Genomic DNA, 26,483 nt, shown 5'->3' with positions numbered 1-26,483 from the left:
GTCCCTGTGCGCCCATTCACTGGCAGGCGACTGCCCTGTTGATAGCGAGTGAACGGATCAACTGTAGTGGTCTAATGAAACCGGACACCCATTTAGGCGACAGGCCCCCCAGTCAAAGCGTCAGCCGGCTACCGCAGCGGTGACAAATCACCTTATATCTACGGCTATCTCAACCGCATTAAGGCCGGCGCAGCGAACTTCGCCTGCAGGGCATCGAAGGACTCTATAGATCTCCGAAATCACCTGCATCGTTGCGTCTTCGATCGTTCCTTCATTACGGCATAAAACCCAGCCGTGATCTGCAATCGCTCGCTCGAACGCCATGGTACAAGCGACATGTTCTTCCAGCTTATGGATCACAGTACTGCTCAGCCCGCGCCGTCGTGCCGCTGCCCTCGCCCATGAAATATCAGGGGCGGTGACAACCCCGATATGCAGGTCTGGCACTCGCACATTTCGATCAATGTTTAACTGTAGAATCTCTGCAAACGGGATTAGCAGGCGAAACGCGGCATCAGATGGGTACCAGCGATCGATCAAGATGATGCTGCCTGGTGGCTGTTTAGCCAGCACGTGCTGGGAAATCCAGGTACGGCTATCAGCAAAGCGCTCACAAACCCCCAACTCCAAATCCCGGTTGGGATTTCTGACGAGCTTGTTAACGAGGGCCATTGTTTCACCCCTATAGGGATCGCTTTTTTTCTCGCACAGTCGGATCACCTTTTTGTTGTCTGCCCTCAATACTTTCGTAACGGCCTCCAACAGTGTGGTTTTGCCGGTTCCCTTGGGCCCATCTAGAGAAACAAACAGCGGACGATTCATTCTTCACATAACGATTGATATACGGTTTTTTTTGCCCGGTTCATTCGCTGGAACCGCTTGGCGCGACTACGCGAATCGAATGGAGGGCCCTTATGAACAGACATTGATGAGCACTCTAACCTGATTTCTGGCTAACGGGTCTCAAAATCCAGGGTTACAGCCGCTTATGAACATCGGTCATCGCCCATATGTTCAATCATGTGTCTGCATGGAACTTTGCCGGCAGTTGTTTGCGAATGCTCAAGCGCTCCGAACTAATTCCTTGGTTTTTTGGCAACTGATTCTTGGATACAAGCCCTACGCCACCATTACGCGTTGAGGCTCAAGCGTTGGGTTGAGCGGCTGGAGGCGAACAAAGACCATGTGACCGCCTGACGCGCGTGGTGTTTGTATATGACGGCGTGCGCACTCGGGTTCGAACCTGGTGACCTTGGGGCCTACCTAATAATGTCGAGTAAACGTGCAAGGCAGCTTTTTAGCCCTTCCCTTGACGCGAAATCATCTAATGGCGAAGGAAAAAAAGGCTGCAGGAGCAGCCTCAAGGATGGGGGGGCAGAGATGACTTAGCATCACTCATGTTCTTTTATAGGACGTAGCTTTGTCGGCTAAGCAACAAGATCAATCGACTACATGGAATCTGGGTAGCTTCCATTTCCAACGAATGGCGGCAATACGGCTGACAAAAACGAACGTAATGGCGATTGCAGACGCTACTTCAAGTGACATCTGCAAATCCAGCAGCGTGATGTAGGCGACGGCCCCCAAAATACTGATGGATGCATAAACCTCACGTTTAAACACCAACGGTATTTCGTTACACAACACATCTCGCATCACACCCCCTGCGACCGCTGTAGCTACGCCCATGATCACTGCGATGCTGGGAGGGAGGTTTTGCTGAAGAGCCATATCTGTCCCTCTGACCGTAAATACAGCCAATCCAAATGCATCGGCTACCAACAACACCCTATCGTTAAAGGCTTTCAAGGTCCTCGCCCAAATCATGGTTCCTAGCGAAGCACTAACCCCTACCAAAAAGCCATTCTCATTGGAAACCCACTCGATCGGATAATGTGCCATCAGTACGTCACGCAAGGCACCGCCGCCTAAAGCGGTGACTAAACTGATCGTAATTACTCCGAACCAGTCCAACGATTTTCGCCCTGCCATCAGGGTGCCTGTCACTGCGAAGGCTGCAACGCCTGACAACTCACAGTAATAGATCACCCAACCAGCGTGGTAAGCCTTCATCTACGGAACCAGCCTGTACTGCAAATGGGAGAAGTTCTTGAAATGAGGCACCCTCAAAGACACGCATCAGGGTCTAATTACATTATCATAGAATGATAATAAAAATACATAGCCCAGGGGTCGCGCAGCCCTGCTTGGCGATAGCCAAAAATCCAGAAGACGTCTACCGCTTTACAGGTAAGGGCAACCTCGTCGCGATCATTTCCGACGGTTCGTCGATTCTGTATCTGGGCAACCGGGATCTCTTGCCAGCAAGCCGGTGATGGAGGGAAAAGCACTTCTGTTTAGGCGACTGGCCAAGATCAACGCGAGAGATATTCAGGTCAACACCAGCGAATCGGCCGCATTCATCGATACGGTCACTCGCATTGCCGATACCTTCGGCGGCATCCATATGGAGGGTATGGCCGAGTCTAAGAGCTTGGAGATCGAATAAGCGCTGATCGCTCAATGCGACATCCCGATGATCTCAGACGAAGCACGCGGGATTGCAATTGTGGTGGTGGCCAGTCTGTTGACTGCACTTAGAGCTCATGGGAAAAGACTTAAAGGCGTCAGAATCGTTTATGGACTGCACGGGCGTGCAGCGGCCGAGTGTGTGAGGCTACTGAACTTGGGTGCGCACTTATCTCGTATTGTCATAACCACGAGTGTGTTCACACGATCGCGCAGCTGGGGCAGTCGGTTCAATATGGACCCACGCAGCACTCGCCTGCAGCCATGAAGGGATTGCAGACCCGAACTGGTTAATCCCGGAAGCGATTCTGCCTATGGCAAGCAACCCCATCGTGTTTGCCTACGCCGGCCCCTATCGGGCGATTTTGCCTTGGCAGGCTCGTGAAATTCGGGCGGACTTGATTCTCGTCACTGACAGTTTCGAACATTCAAATGAATTAGCCAGCTGTCTGGCATCGTCCTTCGTCTTCCGAGGGGCCGTGGACGTCAGAGCCCGACGGATAAATGAGACCATGAAGATTGATTCGGGCGAGGCCAGAACCAGTTTCCCTGCCCACTCCCCGTCCATTTATCCCTACTTATACCCGTTTCTGGTAGACGTGCCGTCGCCATTTTTTGATCACGGTCAATCCAGTTAACTGTAACGAACCTAACCGGTGACAAATAAAACTCCGACCATTACAATTTGATTAACATTGACCGTTTTAGGGTACAGGTAATTCCATGGAAAATAAGACTGCACGATTAACTGTGCTCATTGATCCCGTCAAGAAAAAAGCGCTTGAGGAGCTGTGCGCGTCTCAGGATCTGACGCCCTCTCAGGTCGTTCGTCAGCTTATTCGGGACTATCTGGAGACGCATGGCGTGTCCTACGCCACCAAAAGCAAAACTGCGGCCAATGGTAAGTGATTCATCTGCGCATGAGCGGGTACGACGAATACCTGCTCATCGCTCCTTCTACTCTCTTGCACCTCATTTCTAGCCCTGGGTCTTGTCGATCTCGTCGTTACTGACCAGTGCGTCACTGAAGTCAGCATGATAGTGCTGTAAGCCGAGCGCCTGACGAATCCCTGCCCTGTTGAGCTTGCAAAGGACTTTTTCGTTGGCTTCGCACAAGTTCACGACGATGCTGCGTTTGCGCAACTGCTCAATAACTTCGCGCAGCGTCCGTATATAGACTCGTTTGACCATGCGTTTGAAGTGTTTCAGTTCGCTCATGTTGTAAGCGACCACGAATAAGATCGCAGCCAACGCGCACAGCGGCATATCCGAAGCCAGAGGTGCCAAGAAGATCAATAAAATTAACGTGCCGGCCTGCGCAAAACCCGCAATGGGCTGATTGGCAATGCCTTGTCCGATTAACTCCTGATTGGAATCATGCTTGGTGTCGGCCATCCCGTCGGCGACAACAGCGACTCGATCGCCCCCAGCATCGCGATCGCAGGACCAATCAATTCAATGATCTGTGGCAGCGTTATTTCAGGAAGACCCATTTTGGGTACCCCGATGCAGGCGGTGAACCCCACGATCACAGGATCGGGAATGAACTTGATGAGAGCACCAAGCGCGGTGATGCCGAACAGTAATAATATTGCGCCCGCGATCATTTTCGCGATCTGCAAAGCATCAACGCCGTACTTGGCCGTTACGCTGGCCAGAATGACGATGAACGCGCCGATAGGGCCGGCGATCTGTAGTCGACTTCCGCCGAAAAGCGAAACCAATAAGCCACCAACAATTGCCGTGTAGATCCCTTGCTCCGGCTTGACGCCCGAGGCGATGGCAAATGCCATGGCCAAGGGTGGCGCCAAGACGCCGACGATGACCCCCGAGACGATATTTCGAAGCCAATGCTCGCGCCCTAACAAGCCCGCTTTCCAATCTTCTCGTATGGCAATCATGACTAGCCTCGCTATGGTGCCATGTGCATACTATTTACACGTAGTGATAATAGGCAAGCAATTGGCCTCGCCTCGTACGACACCAGCGACACTGTAGATACGGTGTCGAGAGCGCATAAACATATGCCCGGAGACCCCGAATGAAACGCGAAGACGTCAAAACCAAACACGGTGAAGGCATGCACTTCGACACGCATGTGATAGCCAACCCGGCCAATACGCACGAGTGGATCATTCTTTTCAAAAAGGAAGCTGGGAGAAGCTATTTTCTGGTCAATGACAACGAGGAAATTGAGTCATTTGGACACCTCGATGAACTGATCCGCGAGCTTCGAGAGCTGGGTATCAAGTCCGCCGAAGTTCATTTCTGATTGTTCCACTCAAGGAGTTTGATCATGTCAGTAAAGGTTGAGTATCTGTCCGGCCAAAGCGAAGCGCTTTGGTCGGTTTGTTTCGGTAGCCGCTGCATCCAATTTCGGACTGAGCAGGGAGCAACGGACTATGCCGCCACACTCAAAGAAAGAATCGACGCACCCCATGCCTTCCCGCGAACTCACCACGTCTCTCACAGCCAAGATCATTGATCAATGCTGATCACCGCGCTCAGCCGAGCTTATCGTTCACGCCCATGACCTAAGCGCCTTGGCGCTTAGGTCATTCGAGCGCGCAAAAAATGGCCACACAAGGTGGCCTAAGACGGGTTCAAGCATAGGAGGATCTCTACTGACCAACAGATACAGGCCCGCCCTGAAGTCTTAGGGCCAACAGAGTGGGTCCGCTGGCTGATAAACCCCTTCATCAGCAGCGCTGAACTGGCAATTTGATCCTGGTCTGTGGGTCAGAACCTAGCTGCCTATCATTATAATAGTGTTAACATGCGATTGTAATAACTATCTAATTAGGTGATCGCATGACTACCGACTTCAAGAAGGCCGCACTGGATTACCACGAATTCCCAATCCCTGGAAAAATCAGCATTGCGCTGACCAAGCCTGCCGACACAGCCGCCCAACTCGCACTGGCCTACAGCCCAGGCGTAGCCGAGCCCGTACGCGAAATTGCGAAGGACCCAGAGAATGTTTACCGCTTCACCGGTAAAGGAAATCTGGTGGCCGTGATCACCAACGGCACTGCCATTCTGGGCCTCGGCAATCTAGGCCCCTTGGCCAGCAAGCCGGTCATGGAAGGCAAGGCATTGCTGTTCAAGCGTTTTGCCGGAATCGACTCGATCGATATCGAAGTCAATGCTGAGAGTTCCCAGGCCTTTATCGATACAGTCGTGCGCATTGCTGACACCTTTGGTGGCATCAACCTGGAAGACATCAAGGCTCCTGAGTGCTTTGAAATCGAAAAGGCACTGATCGAACAGTGCAGCATCCCAGTCTTCCATGACGATCAACACGGCACTGCCATCGTCACTGCCGCCGGCATGCTCAATGCCTTGGAGATTCAGGGCAAAACCCTGAAAAATGCGAGAATTGTTTGCCTCGGTGCCGGTGCCGCCGCCACTGCCTGTATGCGCCTATTGCTTAGTCTTGGCGCTCAAAAAAGCAACCTGTACATGGTTGATCGTACCGGTGTCATTCACTCCGCACGCGAAGACCTCAATCAATACAAAGCACAGTTCGTTAACGACGGTGGCCCTCGTACGCTGATGGAAGCCATGAACGGCGCTGATGTGTTTGTCGGTCTGTCTGGAGCCAATCTCCTTCCGGCAGAAGCACTGGCAGCGATGGCACCTAATCCGATCGTGTTTGCCTGCTCGAACCCAGACCCTGAAATCAGCTACGAGCTCGCCATGGCCACTCGCGATGACCTGATCATGGCGACCGGTCGCTCTGATTACCCGAACCAGGTCAATAACGTTTTGGGCTTTCCGTTCATCTTCCGCGGGACGCTGGACGTTCGCGCAACCCGGATCAACGAAGCGATGAAAATTGCGGCGGTGGAAGCACTGCGCCAATTGGCCAAAGAGCCGACGCCTGTGGAAGTGCTGCAAGCGTTCAACGTCGATAAGCTCGAGTTTGGGCGCGATTACATCCTCCCCAAAGCGCTCGATGCTCGCCTGCTCGGAGCCATAGCCGGCGCAGTGGCAAAGGCCGCTATCGACACCGGCGTTGCGAAGCTGCATTACCCGACGCATTACCCGCTCTAAGCTGCTGCGCCAGCAGGCGATCCTCTGTTCACCGATCAGAAGAAACAACAACCAACGGCTTCAACGCCCAACGAGCAGCCCTGTCTAAATCGCGAGTACCTGGTGATATCAGATATGCATAATCGGTTGGCTTTTTTGCTCCTCATACCCTTGAGACAAGGGTGAACAAATGCCGATCAAATATGTCAGGAGCCTCACCGGGCGAAGACGTACCGCAGCCGCAAACCGACATCTTGGGTTTGCCTTGGCCTTCGTCGCGGGAGCAATCAACGCTGGCGGTTTCCTGGCGGTGCATCAGTACACCTCACACATGACAGGCATCGTTTCTTCGATGGCAGACAACAGTGTGCTGGGAGACTACGACCTGGTGCTTAGTGGCGCCGGCGCATTGTTGTCTTTTCTGGTTGGGGCTGCGTGCTCTACGGTCATGGTCAATTACTCCCGACGCAGACGGATGCACAGTGAGTTTGCAGTGCCCCTCTTGTTCGAAGCCTTTCTGCTCATCTGCTTTGGATTTATGGGCGCTCAGCTTTCCACCGTGGATGGTTTGTTCGTGTCCGTCACCGTGATGCTGCTGTGTTTCATCATGGGCCTGCAAAACGCGGTGATCACCAAAATTTCCAAAGCCGAAATCCGAACGACTCACATCACCGGGATCATCACGGATATCGGTATCGAGTTTGGAAAACTGTTTTATTGGAATGCCGTTAGCACATCGACCCATCCAAAAGTTCTCGCCAATCGGAACCGGCTCAAAATCCTGATACTGCTCGCGCTGAATTTCTTCTTCGGCGGCGTGGTGGGTGCATTTGGGTTCAAGCACATCGGTTACATCTCAACGGTACCGCTCGCGATGGTTCTGGTGACGCTGGCAATCGTGCCTGCCTTTGATGACGTCAGGCTTTTTGTCCGCCGCGTCATGCGAAATTGAACCAATGCCTGTTGATAAGCGTGAGTCCGCTGGTTTGGGTTTGGCGGTACGACGCCCAGAACTATTCAAGCCACAACTCGTGCTCTTTTATTCCGGCCAGAAAGCCACCTCAACCTGTCATGCACAGACGTTCAAACGCCTTACAGTCATTACGATGAAAACGCTACTTCTATACGCATAGCATTATCATTATATGTTAATGTTATGCCTGTATTCGCTGGAGCAATGACAGCACGCTTGACCCGGTAGCTGGTAGCTCGCCCCGCATCAGCATCCTCCTCAAGTAGCTCTGTGCGGCGCGAGATCTGACACCCTCTCAGGACGCCCCGTCATTTGATCCGCGATGACCTGCGCAGTCACGGCGCGGACGATGAAACACAGCGTGCTGCCGCGGTAAAGCCGTCGGGCAGTCAACGCTTATCAGCAGACTCGTGACACCAGTCTCAATGACCCAATCAATACAGCTGGCTGACATAGCGCTGTTAAGGAAGAGACCATGAGCAAAACCATCGCAATCATCAAGGGTGACGGCATCGGCCCTGAGATCATGCAAGCGACGTTACGCGTACTCGATGCTCTTGACTGCAATCTTCGCTACGACTTCGTTGAGGCCGGTCTAGAGGCCTTACAGCAACATGGGCAGTTGATGCCCCCAGTATCCATTGAGACAATCGCCAAACATGGCGTCGCGCTCAAAGGTCCTCTGACGACACCGATTGGTCGTGGATTTTCATCGATCAACGTCCACCTTCGCCGCCATTTCGATCTTTATGCCAATGTACGACCAGCGATCAGTTTTCCTGGGACCCGTTCGCGCTTCGAAGATATCGACATCATCACGGTGCGCGAAAATACCGAGGGGGCGTACTTACCCGAAGGACAAAGTATTTCAGCGGACGGTGAAGTCGCTTTGGCGAGCATTCGCGTCACACGCACAGCCTCCGAACGCATCGTGCGATACGCGTTCGAGCTGGCTCGCAGCAAAGGCCGAAAGAAAGTTACCGCGGTGCACAAGGCCAATATCATCAAGTCTTGCTCCGGTTTGTTTCTTGAGGTTGCGCGTGCGGTCGCTGCGGATTATCCGGAAATCGAATTCCACGAGATGATCGTCGATAACGCCTGTATGCAGTTGGTGATGAATCCCCATCAATTCGATGTCATTGTCACCACCAACCTGTTTGGCGACATCCTTTCAGACTTGTGCGCAGGCCTGGTGGGTGGATTGGGCTTGGCGCCCGGGTCGAACATCGGTGCCGATGCGGCCATCTTCGAAGCAGTCCACGGCTCGGCACCAGACATCGCCGGAAAAAACATAGCGAATCCATGTGCATTGTTGTTGGCTGCCGCAGACATGCTTGATTACCTGGGCATGGTGGACAAGGGGACACGCATTCGTACCGCTATCCGCGTTGTTCTGAAAACTTCCTGCGATCAAGTGACACCGGATATGGGGGGAACCGGTACAACTGAGTCCTTCGCTGATGCCTTGGTGGCCTATTTGCGAGACTAGATAGACACACTCGCCAGCTCAGTCAGAGCTGGCGCTTTTATGTCCCCCGCCGCGCCTCAGCAGGAGGACTGACCACTAGATTAAAAAATCTCCTGCTGCTCCTCTGATTGGTCTGGCCAAGGAGTCAACACCTCAAAGCCATCATTAGTGACCAGGACCATATGTGCCCACTGGGCCGAGAGCGAAAGATCCTTGGTGATCACCGTCCAGCCATCACCAAGCGTTCTTACGTCGCGCTTTCCAGCATTGAGCATTGGCTCAAGGGTGAAAATCATGCCCGGTTTCAGATTCAGTCCTTCGCCAGGGTTCCCATAATGAAGAACCTGCGGCTCATCGTGGTAAACCATGCCGATGCCATGTCCGCAGTATTCGCGCACAACACTGTAGCCCTCACGGTTCGCCACAGTTTGAATGGCATGCCCGACATCGCCGAGCGTGGCACCAGGACCCACTGCATAAATGCCGGCACACATCGCCTCATAGGTGGTTTCCACTATCCGGCGAGCCTCAGCGCTTGGCTCACCCACAAAGTACATGCGACTTGTGTCACCGAACCAACCATCCTTGAGAACTGCGATGTCGATATTGATGATATCGCCATCCCGAAGCTTTTTATCCGACGGAATGCCGTGGCACACCACATGATTGATAGAAGTGCACAAGGTTTTAGGGAAGCCGTGATAACCGACATTGGCTGGAATGGCCTTCTGCACGTTAACTATGTAGTCATGGCACAGCGTATCAAGCTCGTCGGTAGAAATGCCTGGCTTGACATGAGGCGCGATCATGCTCAAAACCTCCGCAGCCAGTTTGCCAGCAGCCCTTGACAGGCCAATTTCCGCTGGCTTTTTAGTAGGCACTTTCACCCTCATTATGTGACTCCAGATACTGAATGAACGGGCATTCGCTTGTCGAACACGCTCGACATAAGCTTAAAGTTTTCTATTTAACTCGCAGACTGATGTGTCACCCTTATCCAGGGAATATTATTATTTTTGTTATGTTTCAATATTTATAATAAAGCAAGGGCAACACATTTAGTTACTTACTGATACTTCTGTCGCCGGTTGCCGGCGATGCATACGGGTATAGATGTGGCGCTTCAATACGCTCTTTCAGTTTTGCCGCATAGTCTTTTGCCCCCTGCTCATTGCGGAACTGAACTCGTCGGGCACCTACACACACGGACCATAGATCCTCACTCTGACTAGACAGATGTTCGACCCTTACAGACATGACGTTACTCCAAGGAAAAGAATTCAAAAATGAATTTCAGCAACCTTGATACCGATTTCACGCAGTTCATGAATCAAATCATCAAGGTGTCGGAAGGGTTCAATTTCTTCGTTGTCATTGACCAGGAAAAAGCTTCGTCCTGCTTCCTTTTTAAAGAAGGCAATCCACTCCTGTGTGTTGGCCGGATTAGCAATCAAATGGGTATCAAACTGAATGCCTTCAGCGTGTTTGATTTTTACGTCCTCGCGTTTCATACAGCTCTCCAAGCGCTCACATATTTCTGTTCTCATGCATGATTTTGCCTCCCGGCAATTCAGCAAAAAACCTCGCTCCTGCCTGAGGCAAGGATGACTAGACTGCCTTTCTATTATCACTGAATGATAATATTATGCACATATGAACCCTCGGAGGCTAGTCATCAGCGGAACCGCTATACCTCCTGAGGTACGCCGGCCTGAGCGGACCCGCCTAATGCTTTGTTCTTTGAAGGCACACGACCTTGTGGATGAGCTTCAAGTGGTAGAAGGCTCTGACGGCCAGATCGAGAATAAAACCGAGCCGAAAAGCGCTCACGATCAGCAATGAGCTATCAATTCCACTCCTTGAACGTGATTGTCTGTACGGGTCCAAAACGACTTGCTTGACGGTGATGATTGCACCTTGAAGAGCATATATGGCGTCATGCTCAAAAGCATAAAAGGAGTCCCTCGCAGCAACGGATTTCCTTTGCTTTTGATTTAACGCCGACGATTTCTGAATTTTAAGGACGAAAGTCATCATGCGAAAAACAGGAATAAAGATGTGTGTCCCGCTCAATGCTCCGCCCCTGGAGCCCGGGCAGCGATTGTTGGTTTGCCTTGAGCAATGCGTCGTCGTCCAGCAGCGGGAAACGAAAATCTATCAGGTTGTATTTGACTGGAAAGCACCTAAAACAACACGAATTCTTTGGACAGAAGACGAGTGGATTTTCATCGGAAGGCACAAGCAAAATGCCGAAAAAGATCCTTTGCTGGCTGCATTTGTATCAGCACTTAAAACTGAATAACGGGCTTGCTATGCGTTGACACCACCGTTAGAAATGTACGAGCGAGCGCCAAGTTAGTTAAACGGCTCGAAATGCCACACAACTATTCGCGCCCGTTTAGAAGATTGATTTATTCTATAATTGATAAGAAATATGAATAGCTTATAGAGTTTTCATCCATTGAAAACCAAAACCATGATCATTTATTCTAGTTTCTCGTGACAATCTAATCCAAACTCTGCAGGTCGAGCCAAGGCCAATAGAATAAAATAAGAATCTTTTTTTATTCAAGCTACCCTTCTCTAAAAATTATGTTTTAGTTCGCTACAGCGCCCCCTCTATAATGAAAGACGCTTGACGGCTAACTAAAATATTGAAAAATATTAACAAGACCAGTAAGTCTCTGTTTTGCAATGACTTCAATTCTTAATTGGTTTCTAAGGAAGGTCTGAAGTACCCACCGATTTTTGAGGCCCTCGCTGCTTGAGGTTCAAAAAAATCCAAGTCGGCCGAAAAACAGACCCTTCTTGTCTTTAATTCACGGCTCTTTCCTCTGATCGTGCTGTTTCAGGGCGATCAGCCCGCATTACAGACGCACCTCTCCCGCATTCAACAACCGTTTTCGCACCATCCACAGGTTCGACAATGCGAACAGGGTTGTCTGTCGGGCGATGTTTTTCGACAAGCCACGAAAGCGTACTTTCGTGTAGCCAAACTGGCGCTTGATCACGCGAAAGGGATGTTCAACCTTGGCCCGCACCTGCGCTTTGGCGTATTCGATCTTGCGTCGCACACGCCCGATCAAACTCTTTTTTCCGTGCTTTCTATAGCTGCTGGGACGCGCGGCAATCGACCAAATCATCGTGCGGTTCTGATGCTCAGCACGCTTCTCCACATCGGTATTTTACCGAAGGAGGATCTCTCATGAATACCGTGACGGTTCTGGGGATCGATATCGGCAAGAATACCTTCCACTTGCATGGCCAGCTACGGATACGCCGGACGACCGCCTTCGCCTTTCGGATAATGCGGCTCGATCAAGGCAATCAAGCCTTTCCAGGGCACGACCTGATCCATCTCGATCAGGAAGCGCTCACGGCGGGTCTTCTTACGTTTGCCGGCATACTCGGCATCGGCGAAGGACATCTGTTTCATCGGGGCTCAACCGTTCGATTCCTGTGAGGCGGGTATTTCACCAAATCTGGAAGCCTTTTCAGAGTTTCCCTAAGTTAGTGTCCAATTCCACTAATCACCGGTACCTTTTTCACAAAACCCTGTTCCTTTGAAATCATGGGCTTGGCGCGTTCTCTATTCACTTTGGCTTTCCGTCAGTGCCAATGCTCACATAGCTTGACCAGCTCATCGACCACATACCTGACTTTCCGCCGCAGGTGAGACAACTTTGGCCACACGGCATGCACATCGACAGCTTCGGGTTCATGCACTTGCAGAACCTCCATAAGCCTGCCGGCCTGGATATCGTCCTGGAACAGGCTGCGTGGCATCTGGCACAAACCGGTGCCGGCGACCGCCGCAAGAATCATGGCTTCTCCGTCGCCAATCTGATGGGTCGACGGCGGCGCGTATCGTACGGTCTGCCCCGCCTGCGTGACTCGCCACGACAGCGGCTGGCCGCGCCGATGCCCGACAATGCAACGGTGCTGGCTCAGTTCTTCCAGGGTCTGCGGAATGCCAAAGCGCGTCAAATAGTCGGGGGCGGCACAAATGACCCCGCGTTGTCGGGTCAGCCGCCGCGCCACCAGAGCACTGGATGACCCGCGGCGAAATCAGCGTTACGGCGGTTTGCGCTTGGATCACAGTGACGGATTACGTCAGGCGCGATGTCATAAAGCTCACGAACGCCTTTATCTTGGGCAACGGCTGGCGACTGGAGGGCCAGAGGCGCGGCTCGCCTTCGTTGTTGTCCAGTCCCGAGGCTTGTCGGAAGAATTGCTGCAAGTGCGGCAGTTGAGAAATTTTCACGGTCATCTTGATTCACCAGATCTTATTGGTAGTCACGAACGAAGAGAGCTGCGCGACGCGCTCCCTCCGTGCAAGTCGGTTCAATTCGTCAGGCGAGCGCTCGCCAACCCAATTGGTCACGAGCCTCTTGAAGGTCGGACTGCATATCGTGATTCCACAGCCAGTCGAAACGCTCTGCGAGGGTTTTGCTCAGCAGTTGTTCGTCATCGGCTACAACTGGATCACGCAGTTCATAAAGCTCCCCGGCTTCCCAGGATGTACGCTGCACACGACAGGCGCGGGGACGACGGATGGCGTCGTAAGCCGCGAGCACCGCTTGTGGCTGGCTGTCCAGGACCTGCGGATCGGCCAGCAATCGCGCAAGAAGCCAGGCGTCTTCCAACCCCTGACCGGCGCCAGCGCCCTGGTGCGGCAACATGGCATGCGCAGCATCGCCGATCAGACCCACGCGGCCGTGCACGTAGCCTGGCAACTCATCGAGTTCATGCAGAGCCCAAAGGGTGGGTGCCGGAATGCATTCGAGCAGCACCTGTGCAGCATCTCCCCAATGATTGAAGGCAGAGAGCATTTCTTCCTGACTGGCGTTGCGCACCCACGGAGAATCGCTTGGCCAGGTTGGATCAGGGCGACTGCGATCGGAAATGAACGCCACAACGTTGATCAGCCGGCCTTGTTTGACAGGGAATGTGAGGATATGTGCATCAAGCCCCAGGTACATCTGCGGCACGTCGATCAAGTGTTCATCGACACCCCGGGCTCTGTACGCCGCGCGCAGCTGTTCGCTGTCGATCATCCCACGGTAGGCGCAGGTACCACTGAAACGCGGCGCCACCAGGGGTTGGCCAAGACCGTTGAGCACATGATCACGAATTGAAGACTTGATCCCGTCCGCGGCGATCAACAAATCGCAACGATGCTCAGTACCATCGGTGAACACGACGCGAGCCTGTTCGGCATCCTGCTCCACGCTAACGGCGCGCTTACTGAATTGGGCGATCCCTTCGGGCAACTGGCTGGCCAGCGCATCGAGGAAGTCAGCACGGTGTACCGAAGACTGCCCTACCCCTTCAGCCAGGCTTGCGCCTAGATAGCCGGCATCTTCACCGCGACGCCATTCAAACCAGATGTCCTGCCAAGGGTCCTGAGTCTGGTCGGCGATCTTGCGGTAGGGTTCGGCAATACCCAGACCTGCGATGGCACGAACGGCATTGGCGCCGAAGGATACACCCGCTCCCACCTCGCCAAAGGCAGGAGCCGCTTCGAACAACTGCACGCTCAGATGGGAATGACGGCACAGGTCCAGGGCCAGAGCCACGCCGGCAATACCGCCGCCAACAATACCGATCTGCAGTTTGGATTGAGAAGTACGCATAGCAAGTTACCCATGAGGCTGATTGTTATTGGAGTAACCAAATCATCGCCATCTGAGCGCTATTGATAAATACCGCAACTCCCATACATCCCATCAAGCGTGTGAATATTACTCTTCAGGACGAACAGTCATTGGCGATACGAGCTCTTCCTTGAGCTCGCCTTTTTCTGCAATCGTTACTGCGGCAGGGTTTGCCTGGATGAAGCGGCCTGACGGCCTGAAGAGGTCTGAATCAGAAACACCAGAATAGCGATGGCCCCTATCAGACCTGGTACCGCGAAGATGAGAAAGCTCGCCTGCAGCGGCAGTGATGAAGCGTGCAGTGCGCCTCCCAGCAAAGGACCGATAATGGCCCCGGTGCGACCGACGCCCATCGCCCAACCCAGCCCTGTGGAGCGTATGTGCGCGGGGTAATACTGCACCGTGCAAGCGTTGGCCAGGATCTGCGTGCCAATGGTGCACGCCCCTGCGATGGCGATGAGCAGATAAAGTACCGGTAACGGGGCCTTGAGTGCCAACAGGCCCAGGGCTAACGCCCCGCAACTGAAAAACGCGAACAAGACCTTTGCGATTCCAATTCGGTCCCCCAGCCATCCACCGGCCACCGCGCCAATAATCGCGCCGACGTTTAGCGCTACCAGAAACGCCAGGCTGGAGTTCAATCCATAACCTGCGGCAGTCATGAGTTTTGGCAGCCAGGAACTCAGCGCGTACACCATCAGCAAACAACAGAAAAACGCCAGCCACAGCATGAAGGTGTTCAACTTGCGCCCGTCCTGGAACAGCTGCGCAATCGATACGGTCGTACCTTTGGCGACCATCTGGTTCAACTGATCATTTGCGGTGGGTTCATAAGACGGCGCGGCTTGTGCCAACAGGTTTTGCGCCTTGACGGTCTGGCCGGTGCGCAGCAGGAAATCCATCGACTCTGGCAATTGTCGTATCAGAAATGGCAAGGCCAACAGCGGAATCAGCGCGACATAAAACACCGATTGCCATCCCCATTGCGGGATCAACATCATGCCCAGGCTGGCCGATAGCATGCCGCCTAACGAGTAGCCACTGAACATGATCGCGACCAACGTGCTGCGGGATTTCTTCGGCGCGTACTCGTTCATCAAAGCGACAACGTTGGGCATCACCCCGCCGATGCCTAGGCCGGCGATGAACCGGCATAGCGCAAACGCCTCGGGGCTCCGGGCCAAGCCGTTGGTCGCTGTCACTGCGCTGAAGATGGCGACGCACATCATGATGGTTTTGCGTCTGCCTATACGATCCGACAATGAACCGAAAAACAACGCACCCAACATCATGCCCACCAGTGCACAGCTACCTAACGCACCAGCCTGCAACGAACTGAGGCCCCACTCGGACATCAGTGAGGGCAACACGACCCCATAGATGACCAGATCATAACCGTCGAAAATGATGATGAGCGCGCACCAGAACAGCACGCGCGCATGGAAGGCATTGAAACGTGCCCCGTCAATCAGGGCTGATACATCAATCGTACGCATGGCATCGCTCTTCTTGTCATTGTTATAGAGCCGGAGAGTCTGACGCCTCCGGGAATTGCGCGGTGCCCAATGGTGTGACGCAGAGCGTGCAGCACTGGGCATGGAGTCGATCATGGGCAAACGATCGACCGTGATAAATGCAGCCAGGTGAATAGGCATTATTTCGAGCGTGAATAAAGATCGAAGGGGAGCAAAAGTCCCATCGATCTCACGATGGACGCGGCGGTCTGGCACTTGTTAGGCTTTGGCTCTTGCAGCGGTGATTTCAGAGCGGTGCAGACCCAACGGTGGGCAAAGATTTATAGCCCTTATGAACGCGCAATCTGCACGAGGCGTTATGGAATTACGTGAACTGGATCTCAATCTTCTTCTGGTATTTAACCAACTGCTGATTGACCGCCGGGTATCGACGGCGGCAGATAATCTCGATCTGACCCAGCCCGCTGTCAGCAACGCGTTAAAGAGACTGCGTGTCGCTTTGAACGACGAGCTTTTCGTTCGCACTTATCAAGGAATGGAGCCCACGCCGTATGCCCGGCAGTTGGCTGAGCCGATTGCACTGGCCATTCAGACCTTACGCGACGCGCTGAGCCGACAGGACACGTTCGACCCGCTCAACTGCAATCGCAGATTTACGATGGCGATGACCGACATTGGTGAAATCTACTTCATGCCGCGGTTGATGGACGCGCTGTCTGAACGCGCTCCGGGTTGCTCGATCAGCACGCTGCGCAACACCTCCGACACCTTGGCTGAAGGGTTGCAGAACGGTGCGATCGACCTCGCCGTTGGATTACTGCCGCACCTGCAAGCCGGATTTTTTCAGCAGCGCCTGTTTCACCATCGTTATGTCTGCATTTGCCGTAAGGACCACCCAGCTACCAGGGAGCCGTTAACGCTTGAGCGTTTTTGCAGTTATGACCACGTTCGCGTCGTTGCGGCGAACACGGGTCACGGCGAAGTCGATACGTTTCTGGCGCGGGCCGGCATCGAGCGCAACATACGCCTCGAGGTTCCCCATTTCGTCGCAGTCGGCCACATACTTCAACGCACCGACTTAATGGCAACAGTGCCTGAACGATTCGCCACCAGCTGCGAACAACCCTTTGGACTCACGGTTCTACCGACTCCGGTGGAACTGCCTAACATCGAAATAAATTTGTTCTGGCATGCTCGCTATAACAAGGACCCAGCCAATCGTTGGCTTCGCCAGCTGATGTTCGAGCTGTTTTCTGATTGAGGCGTGCCCTCAGCCCCAGTAACTTCTCAGTCTGCTCCAGGCAGACGCGATTGGCTGCGCCGGGCTTCGCGGCGTTCGTGTCTTCCATCATCGAAACCGACATACCCCCAGCGCAAATGAAGGCCATCCGTGAGCGCCTGCGCGAGATCGGCCTGGAGCCCTACGATTGCCTGTCTCCGGACTTGATGGACGCAATGGCGACTCATGTCGCCAAACAAAAAGGCTTGCTCCCTGCCGCCTGATTGATCGGCCGCCGCGGTTTTTTCGTCGGACCGCTGCGGCGCCATTTCTAACGGCGGAAGATGGAATGTTGCTTCACTGTTATGGGTGACTCAAAGATCCCCTTCTTCGAGTCATCTGCCTAACCAATATAGGCGGAGGGCTTATCAATAATTGAAGGCGGGGGAAAAGTTCATTTATTACTCCGAAATAACACTTATTGCATCATGACAATATACAGGCGTCAATTCAGCGACTATCATAACCCTCACGTTAGAAAGCCAGACCGGAAATACATAGATCACGACCGTTATAATGAATGAATGATTCATTCAACCTGATGAATGGATGAATTATAATTAATATCCTTACAAAACAATCAGTTAGAGCTGTAATAGTAGTCAGAATAAACCCTCTTGAAATCATGAAAAACTAAAGAAGACCGACCCAAAACACAAAAGTTTCAAACTTTAATTATTAAAGAAAATCACACATATAACGCTTTTAAACATTCGCGATCGATGCTAATAATCCGGCCGGTTCCGGGTTCTTGGGCGACGCATCACCTCACATGAAGTGAACATCAGATCTCACGCTGATTACCCCGGCCTTTACTAAATCCAAATAACGATGGCGTGCTCAAGTTTCAATAAAACTTGGGCCGTTGTTGTGCTGCGCACTAAAACTGCGCAAGGAAGACATCATCGCTCGCCATCATTCAAGGCTTAAAATCCTTTCGATCTTCGGTACCCGTCCAGAAGCCATCAAGATGGCGCCTTTAGTCAAAGCCCTCGCTGCGGAACCAGGCATTCATTCGCAGATATGCATCACCGGCCAACATCAAAGCATGCTTAAGCAAGTGCTGGATCTGTTTGAGCTCAAGGCCGATTACACCCTCGATGTGATGACGCCGCACCAGTCGCTCAACTCGTTGACCGCGGCGCTTTACGGTGCGATTGACCCCGTGCTGGAAATGACCCGCCCGGACCGGGTGCTGGTACACGGCGACACCACTTCGGCCATGGTTGCCTCAATGGCTGCGTTCCATCGACGCATTCCGGTCGGTCACGTCGAAGCAGGACTGCGCACCGGCGATATCTACAGCCCGTGGCCGGAAGAAATGAACCGCCGCTGCATCGACCTCGGTGCAGACATGCTGTTTGCGCCGACCCACGAATCGCGCCAAAACCTGCTCGACGAACGCCTTCAAGGTCGCGCTTTCGTGACCGGCAATACGGTAATTGACGCTTTGCAGATGACGGCGCGGCGCATTGAGCAAGACGCTGACCTGCGGGCAAGCCTGGACCAACAGTTCTCGTTCCTGCAAGCCGGCCGCAAGGTTCTGCTGGTGACCGGGCATCGCCGGGAAAACTTCGGCGAAGGCTTCCTGGATATTTGCAAGGCCTTGAGCCATCTGGCGCGGCGCGCTGATATCCAGATCGTCTATCCGGTGCACTTGAACCCCAATGTCATGGGCCCGGTCACCGAGCAGTTGGGCGATCTGCCCAACGTGCACCTGATCAAGCCGCTGGACTACCTGGCCTTCGTGCGCCTGATGCAACGGGCGCATGTGATCCTCACTGACTCCGGTGGCGTGCAGGAAGAAGCACCGTCCCTGGGCAAGCCGGTGCTGGTCATGCGTGATGTGACCGAACGCCCGGAAGCTGTCGCGGCGGGCACTGTGCGCTTGGTCGGCACCTCGCCGGACTCGATCATCGCTGGCGTCAATGCATTGTTCGATGACGACCTGCTGTGGCGCCGATGCTCCCAGGCGGCCAACCCTTACGGCGATGGCAAGGCCAGTGCGCGCATCGTCGATGCCCTGATGGGTCGCCCGGTCGATGATTTCATCGTGGCCGGGCAGCCCTTGCCCAAGTTCCTGCGCCACTCGTCAGCGGTGCCTGTGCCCGAAAAAAATTACCCGGCTTTTACCTCTCAATAAACCAAACCACTCATCCCCTTATCAGCTCGAGATCTACCTGAATGAAGTCTTCCGTTGCCATCCATACGGGCACGCTCAGCGCCCTTGCCTGTGGCGTGAGCCTGCTCGCGCTCATGCCGACTTTCGCCCTGGCCGCGGACAGCCCGCTCACCCAGGCGATCAACCGACTCAACGCCGACACGCGACAAGAGCGTGAGATCCGCTTGAGCGATCTGGGGATCGATGCACCGATCATCCTCGGCTCCACCGACGCCCGGCGTGAACTGTATCTTCCCGTGCCGGCGGGCGTACCGCTGACAGATGCCACACTGAATTTCGACGCCAGTTACCTCAATGGCGAAGGTGGACGCAACACGCTGCTGCTGTCGCTCGACGGCTATCCGGTGCGCGCCGAAGGGCTCAGCGAAGCCCAAGGTGATGCCAGCGCCACACTGGGCGTGGGCAAGCAAGCGCGTGATAGCGGCTCGCTGCGCCTGGGCATTGCCTGGTCGTCAGTCGTGTCCCGTGTGTTGTGCGAAGACGAGCGCGCGATCGGCAATGTATTGCGTATCGAACCGGACACCCGCCTCAATTACAGCTACGACGCCAGCCAGTTACAGGACGTCGGCGCTGCCTGGACGGCACTGCCCGGTAAACCGGGAATCATGGTCGCGCCGGGCACCTTGTCCGCCGAGAGCTACGATGCGGCCTGGCGTCTCGGTGTGGCTCTGGAGCGGGTTGGCAAGCACAGCCGCGTTCTGCCCTTCCCCGCCGTACAAGACACTGTCGACCTGACCAGCCTGCGCATCCCGGCCGAACTGCTGGCCATTCCGGCGTTCGCCAGCCTCAATGGCAAAGGCCCGCACGTTCTGGCCAACCCGGCGCAAATCGGTGCGTTGCTGATGTTGGGGCAAACGCCGAACGTCCAGGCGGATCTGGCAATCAACGACCCGCAACTGCTCAAAGCCGTCAACGAATCGCTGGACGCGCTGCAGAGCCAGATTCAAGGCCTCGACGCCACGGCCGCCAACGCCTTCACGCAATGGCGTGGGCGGCATATCAATGCAGGTCTGGCCGCCACCGGCACAGACAACGTGCGCCTGGCATTGCTGGGCACCCGCCCGGTGCTGATGATCGCGCCGCAAGCAACCGGCAAGGCGCTGGCGCTGTTCAGCACTGCCTGGAACGCACTGGCACGCAGCCGCCAATTGACGGTCAGCGAAGCACAAATGCCATTGAGCGCCGACGGTCGTGTGGCCTTGTCGCGCCTGGGCGGTGACCCCGGCGCCATCGACGTGCTGGCCAAGTCCGACTGGAGCACTTCGTTTCCTCTGGGCAGCGTGGCCTACGACGGTCGCCTGCCGGTGAAGGCGGTGGTCGATGTGTCTGCCGCACCCGGCGCCTCGGACACCGCGCCGGTGGCCTCGCTGTTTCTCAACGATTACCTGATTGGCGCGCAACAGCTCGTGGCCAACGGTGAACAGCAACGCATCGAAGCACGTATCCCGCGTTACGCCCTGGGTTCGAAGAACGTGCTGCGCGTGTCGTTTCAGCGTCAGCCGGTCAGTGATCGTTGCCTGGAAACGCCACAGGCGTTCCCGGTCTCGGTGCTGCCGACCAGCCACATCGTGCTGGATAAAACGGCCCTGGGTGATGACTTCTCCGGCATGGCCGCGCGCTTTGCCATGGACACGCAAATTCTCGTACCACAGGCCTACCTCGATCATCCGGCGAGCAGCTTGCCGCAAGTGATTTCGGTGGCTGACGCCGCCGGTGTTTCGCCGTTGCGGGCGCAGCTGAACGTAAGTGCCGACCCGAAAGCCTTGGTCGCACCGGACAAAGCCTTCCTCGCCTTCGAGCTGCCGATCAAGAACAGCAAAGAATCGGTGCAGGTCGATGATCAGGGTCGCCTGCGCATCAATCACAAAGATCAGGTGTTACTGGACGTGCATCCCCTCAACCACCTGGCCTCGTTGCAAGTGGTGGATGCCGGCGGCCAGCACGGTCTGGTCTATCGCGCCCTGGGCAATGACGCGCCACGCTTCGCCAAACAGATTCTGCTGACCCGCGGCGACGTGGCCATCCTCGGTGACAACGGTGCACTGACCACCTTCGATACCCAGGACCCAAGTGGCAGCCAACTGATCGACAACGAAGAACCCAAGGGCCTGGACGCGTGGCGCAAGCCGTCGCTGTTGTGGCTGATTCCGGGTGGCATCCTGTTGGTCCTCATCCTGTTGCTGGCCGGCCGTAACGCCCGTCGCAATCGCCAGTAACGGAAACTTTCGATGACGTCGCTTTATTGGCCCTATTGGCTGGCCCACTACTACAGCTTCCTGGAAATCTCGACCATCGTGGTCGCGGTGCTGATCCTGATCTCCAGCCTGGACGATCTGTTCATTGACCTGTGGTACTGGTCTCGCCGCCTGTTTCGCAAGTTCACCGTGGATCGCAAATACCGGCCACTGACTGCCGAGCAGTTGATGGCCCGGGATGAACAGCCGTTGGCGATCATGGTCCCGGCCTGGCTGGAATATGACGTCATCGCACCGATGATCGAGAACATGGTGTCGACTCTGGATTACCAGAACTATGTGGTCTTCGTCGGCACCTATATCAATGACCAACGCACCATCGATGAAGTGGAACGCATGCGTCGGCGCTACAAGCAGCTGCATCGCGTGGAAGTCCCGCATGCCGGGCCGACCTGCAAGGCCGACTGCCTGAACTGGGTGATCCAGGCGATCTTCCTGCACGAGAAAACCCACGGCATGACCTTCGCCGGCGTGGTGCTGCACGACAGCGAAGACGTACTGCACCCGATGGAGTTACGCCTGTTCAACTACTTGTTGCCGCGCAAGGACATGATCCAGTTACCCGTGGTTTCACTGGAGCGCAACTGGTACGAATGGGTGGCCGGCACCTACATGGACGAATTCGCCGAATGGCATGGCAAGGATTTGGTAGTGCGTGAAAGCATGACCGACACGGTGCCGTCTGCCGGGGTCGGCACCTGTTTTTCCCACCGTGCCCTGCGAGTGCTGGCCGGGGAAACCCAGAACCAGCCGTTCAACACGGACAGCCTCACCGAGGACTACGACGTCGGCGCACGCCTGGCCAAGGTCGGCATGAACGCGATCTTCGTGCGCTTCCCGGTGCAGTTTCGCGTATTGCGTAAATCCTGGTTTCGCAAGCCCTACGAATCGACCCTGAAGATGCCGTTGTGCGTGCGCGAATTCTTTCCCGATACCTTCCGTACCGCGTTCCGCCAGAAAGCCCGCTGGACGCTGGGCATCGGACTGCAAGGCTGGGAGCAAATGGGCTGGAACGGTTCGCTGGCCAACCGCTATCTGCTGTTTCGTGACCGCAAGGGCGTGGTGACGGCGTTCGTCAGCATCATCGCCTACGTGATTCTGGTGCAGCTGCTCGGCCTGGTCATCCTGCGCCAGAGTGGCCTGTGGGATGTGAGCTTCCCGACGCCGTTTGAAACCAACGGCTTCATCAAATATCTGCTGCTGGCCAACGGTATCGCGCTGGCCTGGCGTATCGCGCACCGCTGCTATTTCACCACCGTGCTGTACGGCTGGCAGCATGGATTGCTGTCTATCCCGCGCATGGTGGTGGGCAACTTTGTCAACTTCATGGCTGCATCACGCGCCTGGCGCATGTTCATCGTCGGCAAGGTAATGAACCGCAAACTGGTGTGGGACAAGACCATGCACGACTTCCCGTCCACCGACCTGGTTGCCTTCGCACCGCGCAAGTTGGGCAGCGTGTTGGTGTCCTGGCAGGCGATCAACGAAACCGACCTGCAAAGCGCTCTCGACGAACAGAAAACCCGGCACATGCCATTGGGACGGATCTTGCTCAGCAATGGCTGGCTGGACGACGAGACACTGGCGGAAGCCATCGCCTTCCAGAACGATCTGCCGCGGGTGTTCGATGTGGCCAACAAGGCGCAGGCGTCGACCCTTACCCTGGATGATGAATTCGCTCTGCGCTGGCGCGTGGTGCCGGTTGGCTTGAATGACGACGGCCGAGCACAACTTGCCGTGGCCAGCCCGTTGCCGGCCGAAGGTCTGCAACAGGTCAGCGAGGTACTGGGCAGCGAACCGGTGCAGCTGATTGCCCGGGAAAGCGAAATCGTCGCGCAGTTGCGTCAACTGAACGTGCGCGAAGGCCAGTCCGTGCCGGATGCCCGCGCGCCACTGCTGGGTGACTTGTTGATCGAAATGGGCCTGCTGGATCGCGGCGTATTCAATCGCACCATGTTGCAGTACCGCCCGCAGCGTCACGGACGCATCGGCGACTATCTGGTCGATAGCGGCGTGCTGCCCCGCTCCACCATCGAAAAGGCCGTGGCACGTCAGCACAGCCACTACCCTGCGGAGCTTCCGGTATGAATCGCCCCCTGCTGACCCTCATGGCCACGGGGCTGAGCCTGATACCGGCGCTGGCCCATGCCGAAACGCTGCCACTGCCGTTGACCGGTCCGGCCTATGTCACCGCCAACGAGGCCTACAGCGCCTACGAACGCAAAGACTACGACCTGGCCATCGCCAAGGCCCGCGAAGCCTTGCGTCAGCGCGCTGACATCACCCGCTTGAACACCTTGATTGTGTTGGCTCAGCGCGACAAGGACCTGCGTGATCATCCCAAGCGCTACCCCCAGTCTCGTCAGGCCCCAGGCTTCGGCGCCGCGGCCCAGGCCTTCAAGGCCTATGACCGCGATGACTTCGGCACGGCAGCCCAGGCGTCACGCAAAGCCATCGCCCAAGCGCCCAAACGCATGGATTATCGATTGCTGCTGATCGAGTCCTTGCAGCGCCAGCAGCACTTGCAGGAAGCGGATCAAGCCACCACCCAGGCGCTTGCCGTGTTCCCGGACGACGATACCCTGCTGATGCGTCGCGAAGCGATTCGTCGTCAATTGGCCGCACCGCTGGCGGTTGAGGGTTATCGTGCCCTGGAACAAGGCCATGTGTCCCTGGCCGTGGACCAGGCCAGAAAAGCCGTCGCCTGGGCGCCGGAAATCGGCGCCAATCAGCAACTGCTGATCAGTGCCCTCCTCGCGGCCAAGGATTACCCTGCTGCAGAACAGGCCGCGTCAGGCGCACTGGCTCAGGACGACGGTGAAATCGCTCCGTGGATTCTGCGCAGCTACGCCCGTGATCGCCAGGGCAAAACTCAGGCAGCCCAGGCTGACCTGAATCACGCCCTGGCCATCGATGGCCTGCTGGAAGCGGAAACCCGTGACATTCGTTTCTTCGCCGCGGACGCTGCACTAGCCCATGGCGAGCCTCAACAAGCGCTCGATCATCTGCAGCCAATGGCCGACGATGAAGGCGGTGAAGTGGCCCGTAGACGCACCGCCGCCCGTATGGCGCTGCGGCAGAAAAACAATGGCGCGAACGTGATTGCCCACTTCCCTGCTCCGGCCTTGAACTGTCAGGAAACGGCTTTCGGCTTGGTCTGTGATATCTGGCCGGGCAACCAGCGTGATGGCGGAACCGACATGGCCAGCCAAGCCTACGCGGCCCTGGCCCGCAAAGACCCTGCGGCCGCGGTTGCCCTGGCGAACGAAGCCATTGCCCGTGCGCCACAGAATCCGGCGTACCGCCGACTGCTGGTCAGCGCCCTGAGTGATCAGAAACGTGTGCCTGAAGCCATCGCGGCAGCCAGTGACGGTCTCAAGCTCACGGGCGATGACGCTCGTCTGCTCGCCCAGCGTGGTCGTCTGCGTCAGCAATCGGGTGACGATGCCGGGGCGCGCAAGGACTTTACCCAGGCACTGGCACTGGGCAGCCTGCCCGCTTACGAAGAAGCCAGTCTGTATGCCGCTATCGGCCAGCGCCGAACTGCGCGCGAACGAATGCAACAAGCGCGGGACACGGGCGAGCTGGAATCGATGAGCGACCTGCAGATCGCTTATTTGTCGGTCCAGGCCGGCGACGATGACGGTGCCCACACTTCGTTCCGCAAGGCCGATGCCGACACCCGACTCACGCCGACAGCAACGCAGGATGCGGCGTACAACGCCATGCGGGTCAATGACGACGAGCAAGCCGTCACCTACTTCAAGCGAGTCATCGACGCGAAAAATGCCGGTGAACTCGACATGTCTCCGCAGCAGACGTTCGACACCCGTCGCGCGGTGGCCGATGTGTCGCGCACCTGGGGTTTGACCAACACCACCAGTTATCGCGGCAACAGCACCAGCAGTGGCCTGAGCTCAGCGCCGAGCGGCGGCAGTAGCAGCAATGACAGCCTGCAAAACAGCACCGAGCTTTCCTGGCGTCCCTTGGGCTATCGCAACGCACGCTTTGTCGAACTCTACGGACGCATCACCGACACGCTGTGGAGCAAGAACGGAGATTCGGATACCGGTTTCGATGCGCTGCAAGGCGCCGTGGGTGTGCGGGTCAAGCCGTTCACCGCGTTGAACGTGATGGCCGCCGTCGAGCGTACATTCCCCTTGGGATCGTCGGGCGTCGACGGTGACTGGCTGGTGCGTCTGGGCTACGGCTCAAGCATCGGCACCGATCTGCGGGTCGATGCTGACAGCTGGTGGACCTCGCAGTTGTTCGCTGAAGCCGGTCATTACGTCAACGACTCGCGCGACTACTTCAACAGCGAATGGCAGGTGGGCCGCAGCTATGCCATCGGCGGCGCGGGCTCGCGCTGGGTGACGTTCCCCCATGTGGTGGCCGCGTTCGACTACGACTCGAAGATGAACAGCGAGACAGGCGCCGACGGCAGCATGGATTCATCGTCCGGCAAGGCCGGGGGCATCGGCGTGGGCAACAACGTGCGCTACTGGTTCCGCGAAGACACGTACAACGCGCCCCGCTCCTACGTGGACTTCTCCCTGCAGTACCGCGTGAAGGTGCTGGGCGAAGACAATGCTGAAGGCGTGTTCGCGCGCCTGACCTATTCCTATTGAGG

General features: G+C 55.7%; 19 protein-coding genes and 4 pseudogenes. 13 read left to right on the top strand and 10 right to left on the bottom strand.

Going from position 1 to position 26,483, the window contains the following annotated elements:
- Nucleotides 1–147 precede the first annotated feature (147 nt).
- Both MO767_RS02790 and MO767_RS02785 read right to left on the bottom strand, forming a co-directional pair.
- Nucleotides 148–822 (bottom strand): dTMP kinase, encoded by a 675-nt coding sequence (locus tag MO767_RS02790; RefSeq protein WP_282479311.1) that lies wholly within the window; start codon nucleotides 820–822, stop codon nucleotides 148–150.
- Between the two features lie 618 nt (nucleotides 823–1,440).
- Nucleotides 1,441–2,073: a trimeric intracellular cation channel family protein gene (locus MO767_RS02785; protein WP_282479310.1), complete on the bottom strand. Its 633-nt coding sequence runs from the start codon at nucleotides 2,071–2,073 to the stop codon at nucleotides 1,441–1,443.
- A gap of 262 nt (nucleotides 2,074–2,335) precedes the next feature.
- On the opposite strand from MO767_RS02785, the gene MO767_RS02780 reads away from it, so the two are divergent.
- Together MO767_RS02780 and MO767_RS02775 are read left to right on the top strand one after the other, a co-directional pair.
- Nucleotides 2,336–2,509 (top strand): hypothetical protein, encoded by a 174-nt coding sequence (locus MO767_RS02780; protein ID WP_282479309.1) that lies wholly within the window; start codon nucleotides 2,336–2,338, stop codon nucleotides 2,507–2,509.
- Nucleotides 2,510–3,252: 743 nt separating this feature from the next.
- Complete coding sequence (locus MO767_RS02775; protein ID WP_045060687.1) at nucleotides 3,253–3,438, top strand: ribbon-helix-helix protein, CopG family; 186 nt, start codon at nucleotides 3,253–3,255, stop codon at nucleotides 3,436–3,438.
- 69 nt (nucleotides 3,439–3,507) lie between these two features.
- Here the strand turns inward: MO767_RS02775 and MO767_RS02770 are convergent.
- Nucleotides 3,508–4,430: pseudogene (locus tag MO767_RS02770) on the bottom strand (SulP family inorganic anion transporter).
- A 140-nt stretch (nucleotides 4,431–4,570) separates the two neighbouring features.
- Here MO767_RS02770 and MO767_RS02765 point away from each other — a divergent pair.
- From MO767_RS02765 to MO767_RS02750, 4 genes are all read left to right on the top strand, one after another.
- Entirely contained in the window at nucleotides 4,571–4,801 is a 231-nt protein-coding gene (locus MO767_RS02765; protein ID WP_046047630.1) for a hypothetical protein, read from the top strand.
- A 539-nt stretch (nucleotides 4,802–5,340) separates the two neighbouring features.
- A complete protein-coding gene (locus tag MO767_RS02760; protein WP_282479308.1) occupies nucleotides 5,341–6,585 on the top strand; it encodes a malic enzyme-like NAD(P)-binding protein in 1,245 nt (414 codons plus the stop codon).
- 169 nt (nucleotides 6,586–6,754) lie between these two features.
- A complete protein-coding gene (locus MO767_RS02755; RefSeq protein WP_282479307.1) occupies nucleotides 6,755–7,516 on the top strand; it encodes a YoaK family protein in 762 nt (253 codons plus the stop codon).
- A 496-nt stretch (nucleotides 7,517–8,012) separates the two neighbouring features.
- Nucleotides 8,013–9,026, top strand: a complete 1,014-nt coding sequence (locus MO767_RS02750) for an isocitrate dehydrogenase (RefSeq protein ID WP_282479306.1) — start codon at nucleotides 8,013–8,015, stop codon at nucleotides 9,024–9,026.
- Between the two features lie 80 nt (nucleotides 9,027–9,106).
- Here the strand turns inward: MO767_RS02750 and map are convergent, their stop codons facing one another.
- Complete coding sequence (gene map, locus MO767_RS02745) at nucleotides 9,107–9,898, bottom strand: type I methionyl aminopeptidase (protein ID WP_282479305.1); 792 nt, start codon at nucleotides 9,896–9,898, stop codon at nucleotides 9,107–9,109.
- Between the two features lie 387 nt (nucleotides 9,899–10,285).
- Nucleotides 10,286–10,516 (bottom strand): hypothetical protein, encoded by a 231-nt coding sequence (locus tag MO767_RS02740; protein WP_045060682.1) that lies wholly within the window; start codon nucleotides 10,514–10,516, stop codon nucleotides 10,286–10,288.
- A 524-nt stretch (nucleotides 10,517–11,040) separates the two neighbouring features.
- Between MO767_RS02740 and MO767_RS02735 the strand changes: the two genes are divergently transcribed.
- A complete protein-coding gene (locus MO767_RS02735; protein WP_282479304.1) occupies nucleotides 11,041–11,307 on the top strand; it encodes a hypothetical protein in 267 nt (88 codons plus the stop codon).
- Between the two features lie 565 nt (nucleotides 11,308–11,872).
- Here MO767_RS02735 and MO767_RS02730 read toward each other — a convergent pair.
- From MO767_RS02730 to MO767_RS02710, 5 genes and pseudogenes are all read right to left on the bottom strand, one after another.
- Nucleotides 11,873–12,441: pseudogene (locus MO767_RS02730) on the bottom strand (transposase).
- 173 nt (nucleotides 12,442–12,614) lie between these two features.
- Nucleotides 12,615–13,058: pseudogene (locus MO767_RS02725) on the bottom strand (LysR substrate-binding domain-containing protein); the annotation flags it as partial.
- Nucleotides 13,059–13,113: 55 nt separating this feature from the next.
- Nucleotides 13,114–13,275 carry a hypothetical protein gene (locus tag MO767_RS02720; RefSeq protein ID WP_282479302.1) on the bottom strand — a complete coding sequence of 54 codons (162 nt, stop codon included), beginning with the start codon at nucleotides 13,273–13,275 and terminating at the stop codon, nucleotides 13,114–13,116.
- Between the two features lie 82 nt (nucleotides 13,276–13,357).
- Complete coding sequence (gene salA / locus MO767_RS02715) at nucleotides 13,358–14,641, bottom strand: salicylate 1-monooxygenase (protein WP_282479301.1); 1,284 nt, start codon at nucleotides 14,639–14,641, stop codon at nucleotides 13,358–13,360.
- 176 nt (nucleotides 14,642–14,817) lie between these two features.
- Complete coding sequence (locus MO767_RS02710) at nucleotides 14,818–16,158, bottom strand: aromatic acid/H+ symport family MFS transporter (protein WP_282479346.1); 1,341 nt, start codon at nucleotides 16,156–16,158, stop codon at nucleotides 14,818–14,820.
- A gap of 337 nt (nucleotides 16,159–16,495) precedes the next feature.
- Here MO767_RS02710 and MO767_RS02705 point away from each other — a divergent pair, with 337 nt between their 5' ends.
- The 6 genes and pseudogenes from MO767_RS02705 (at nucleotide 16,496) to MO767_RS02680 (ending at nucleotide 26,481) form a co-directional block, all read left to right on the top strand.
- Nucleotides 16,496–17,398 carry a LysR family transcriptional regulator gene (locus MO767_RS02705; protein ID WP_282479300.1) on the top strand — a complete coding sequence of 301 codons (903 nt, stop codon included), beginning with the start codon at nucleotides 16,496–16,498 and terminating at the stop codon, nucleotides 17,396–17,398.
- 53 nt (nucleotides 17,399–17,451) lie between these two features.
- Nucleotides 17,452–17,640: pseudogene (locus MO767_RS02700) on the top strand (glutathione-dependent formaldehyde-activating protein); the annotation flags it as partial.
- A 680-nt stretch (nucleotides 17,641–18,320) separates the two neighbouring features.
- Entirely contained in the window at nucleotides 18,321–19,559 is a 1,239-nt protein-coding gene (gene wecB, locus MO767_RS02695) for a UDP-N-acetylglucosamine 2-epimerase (non-hydrolyzing) (RefSeq protein ID WP_282479345.1), read from the top strand.
- Nucleotides 19,560–19,600: 41 nt separating this feature from the next.
- Nucleotides 19,601–21,814, top strand: a complete 2,214-nt coding sequence (locus MO767_RS02690) for a hypothetical protein (RefSeq protein ID WP_282479299.1) — start codon at nucleotides 19,601–19,603, stop codon at nucleotides 21,812–21,814.
- Between the two features lie 12 nt (nucleotides 21,815–21,826).
- Nucleotides 21,827–23,941, top strand: a complete 2,115-nt coding sequence (locus MO767_RS02685) for a glycosyl transferase family protein (protein ID WP_282479298.1) — start codon at nucleotides 21,827–21,829, stop codon at nucleotides 23,939–23,941.
- Nucleotides 23,938–26,481 carry a bacteriophage N4 adsorption protein A gene (locus MO767_RS02680; protein WP_282479297.1) on the top strand — a complete coding sequence of 848 codons (2,544 nt, stop codon included), beginning with the start codon at nucleotides 23,938–23,940 and terminating at the stop codon, nucleotides 26,479–26,481. The genes MO767_RS02685 and MO767_RS02680 overlap by 4 nt, the downstream gene beginning before the upstream one ends.
- Nucleotides 26,482–26,483 lie beyond the last annotated feature (2 nt).

Origin of the sequence: Pseudomonas sp. UYIF39 (genome assembly GCF_029963765.1) — a bacterium.
Classification (GTDB): Bacteria; Pseudomonadota; Gammaproteobacteria; order Pseudomonadales; family Pseudomonadaceae; genus Aquipseudomonas.
The sequence above is the reverse complement of the archived record's forward strand: the minus strand, read 5'-3'. Positions and strand labels throughout refer to the sequence as shown.

Excerpts from the sequence above, each read along its gene's own strand:
- MO767_RS02790 (WP_282479311.1), bottom strand. The coding sequence starts at position 822 with ATGAATCGTCCGCTGTTTGTTTCTCTAGATGGGCCCAAGGGAACCGGC.
- MO767_RS02785 (WP_282479310.1), bottom strand. The coding sequence starts at position 2,073 with ATGAAGGCTTACCACGCTGGTTGGGTGATCTATTACTGTGAGTTGTCA.
- MO767_RS02780 (WP_282479309.1), top strand. The coding sequence starts at position 2,336 with ATGGAGGGAAAAGCACTTCTGTTTAGGCGACTGGCCAAGATCAACGCG.
- MO767_RS02775 (WP_045060687.1), top strand. The coding sequence starts at position 3,253 with ATGGAAAATAAGACTGCACGATTAACTGTGCTCATTGATCCCGTCAAG.
- MO767_RS02765 (WP_046047630.1), top strand. The coding sequence starts at position 4,571 with ATGAAACGCGAAGACGTCAAAACCAAACACGGTGAAGGCATGCACTTC.
- MO767_RS02760 (WP_282479308.1), top strand. The coding sequence starts at position 5,341 with ATGACTACCGACTTCAAGAAGGCCGCACTGGATTACCACGAATTCCCA.
- MO767_RS02755 (WP_282479307.1), top strand. The coding sequence starts at position 6,755 with ATGCCGATCAAATATGTCAGGAGCCTCACCGGGCGAAGACGTACCGCA.
- MO767_RS02750 (WP_282479306.1), top strand. The coding sequence starts at position 8,013 with ATGAGCAAAACCATCGCAATCATCAAGGGTGACGGCATCGGCCCTGAG.
- map (WP_282479305.1), bottom strand. The coding sequence starts at position 9,898 with ATGAGGGTGAAAGTGCCTACTAAAAAGCCAGCGGAAATTGGCCTGTCA.
- MO767_RS02740 (WP_045060682.1), bottom strand. The coding sequence starts at position 10,516 with ATGAAACGCGAGGACGTAAAAATCAAACACGCTGAAGGCATTCAGTTT.
- MO767_RS02735 (WP_282479304.1), top strand. The coding sequence starts at position 11,041 with ATGCGAAAAACAGGAATAAAGATGTGTGTCCCGCTCAATGCTCCGCCC.
- MO767_RS02720 (WP_282479302.1), bottom strand. The coding sequence starts at position 13,275 with ATGACCGTGAAAATTTCTCAACTGCCGCACTTGCAGCAATTCTTCCGA.
- salA (WP_282479301.1), bottom strand. The coding sequence starts at position 14,641 with ATGCGTACTTCTCAATCCAAACTGCAGATCGGTATTGTTGGCGGCGGT.
- MO767_RS02710 (WP_282479346.1), bottom strand. The coding sequence starts at position 16,158 with ATGCGTACGATTGATGTATCAGCCCTGATTGACGGGGCACGTTTCAAT.
- MO767_RS02705 (WP_282479300.1), top strand. The coding sequence starts at position 16,496 with ATGGAATTACGTGAACTGGATCTCAATCTTCTTCTGGTATTTAACCAA.
- MO767_RS02690 (WP_282479299.1), top strand. The coding sequence starts at position 19,601 with ATGAAGTCTTCCGTTGCCATCCATACGGGCACGCTCAGCGCCCTTGCC.
- MO767_RS02685 (WP_282479298.1), top strand. The coding sequence starts at position 21,827 with ATGACGTCGCTTTATTGGCCCTATTGGCTGGCCCACTACTACAGCTTC.
- MO767_RS02680 (WP_282479297.1), top strand. The coding sequence starts at position 23,938 with ATGAATCGCCCCCTGCTGACCCTCATGGCCACGGGGCTGAGCCTGATA.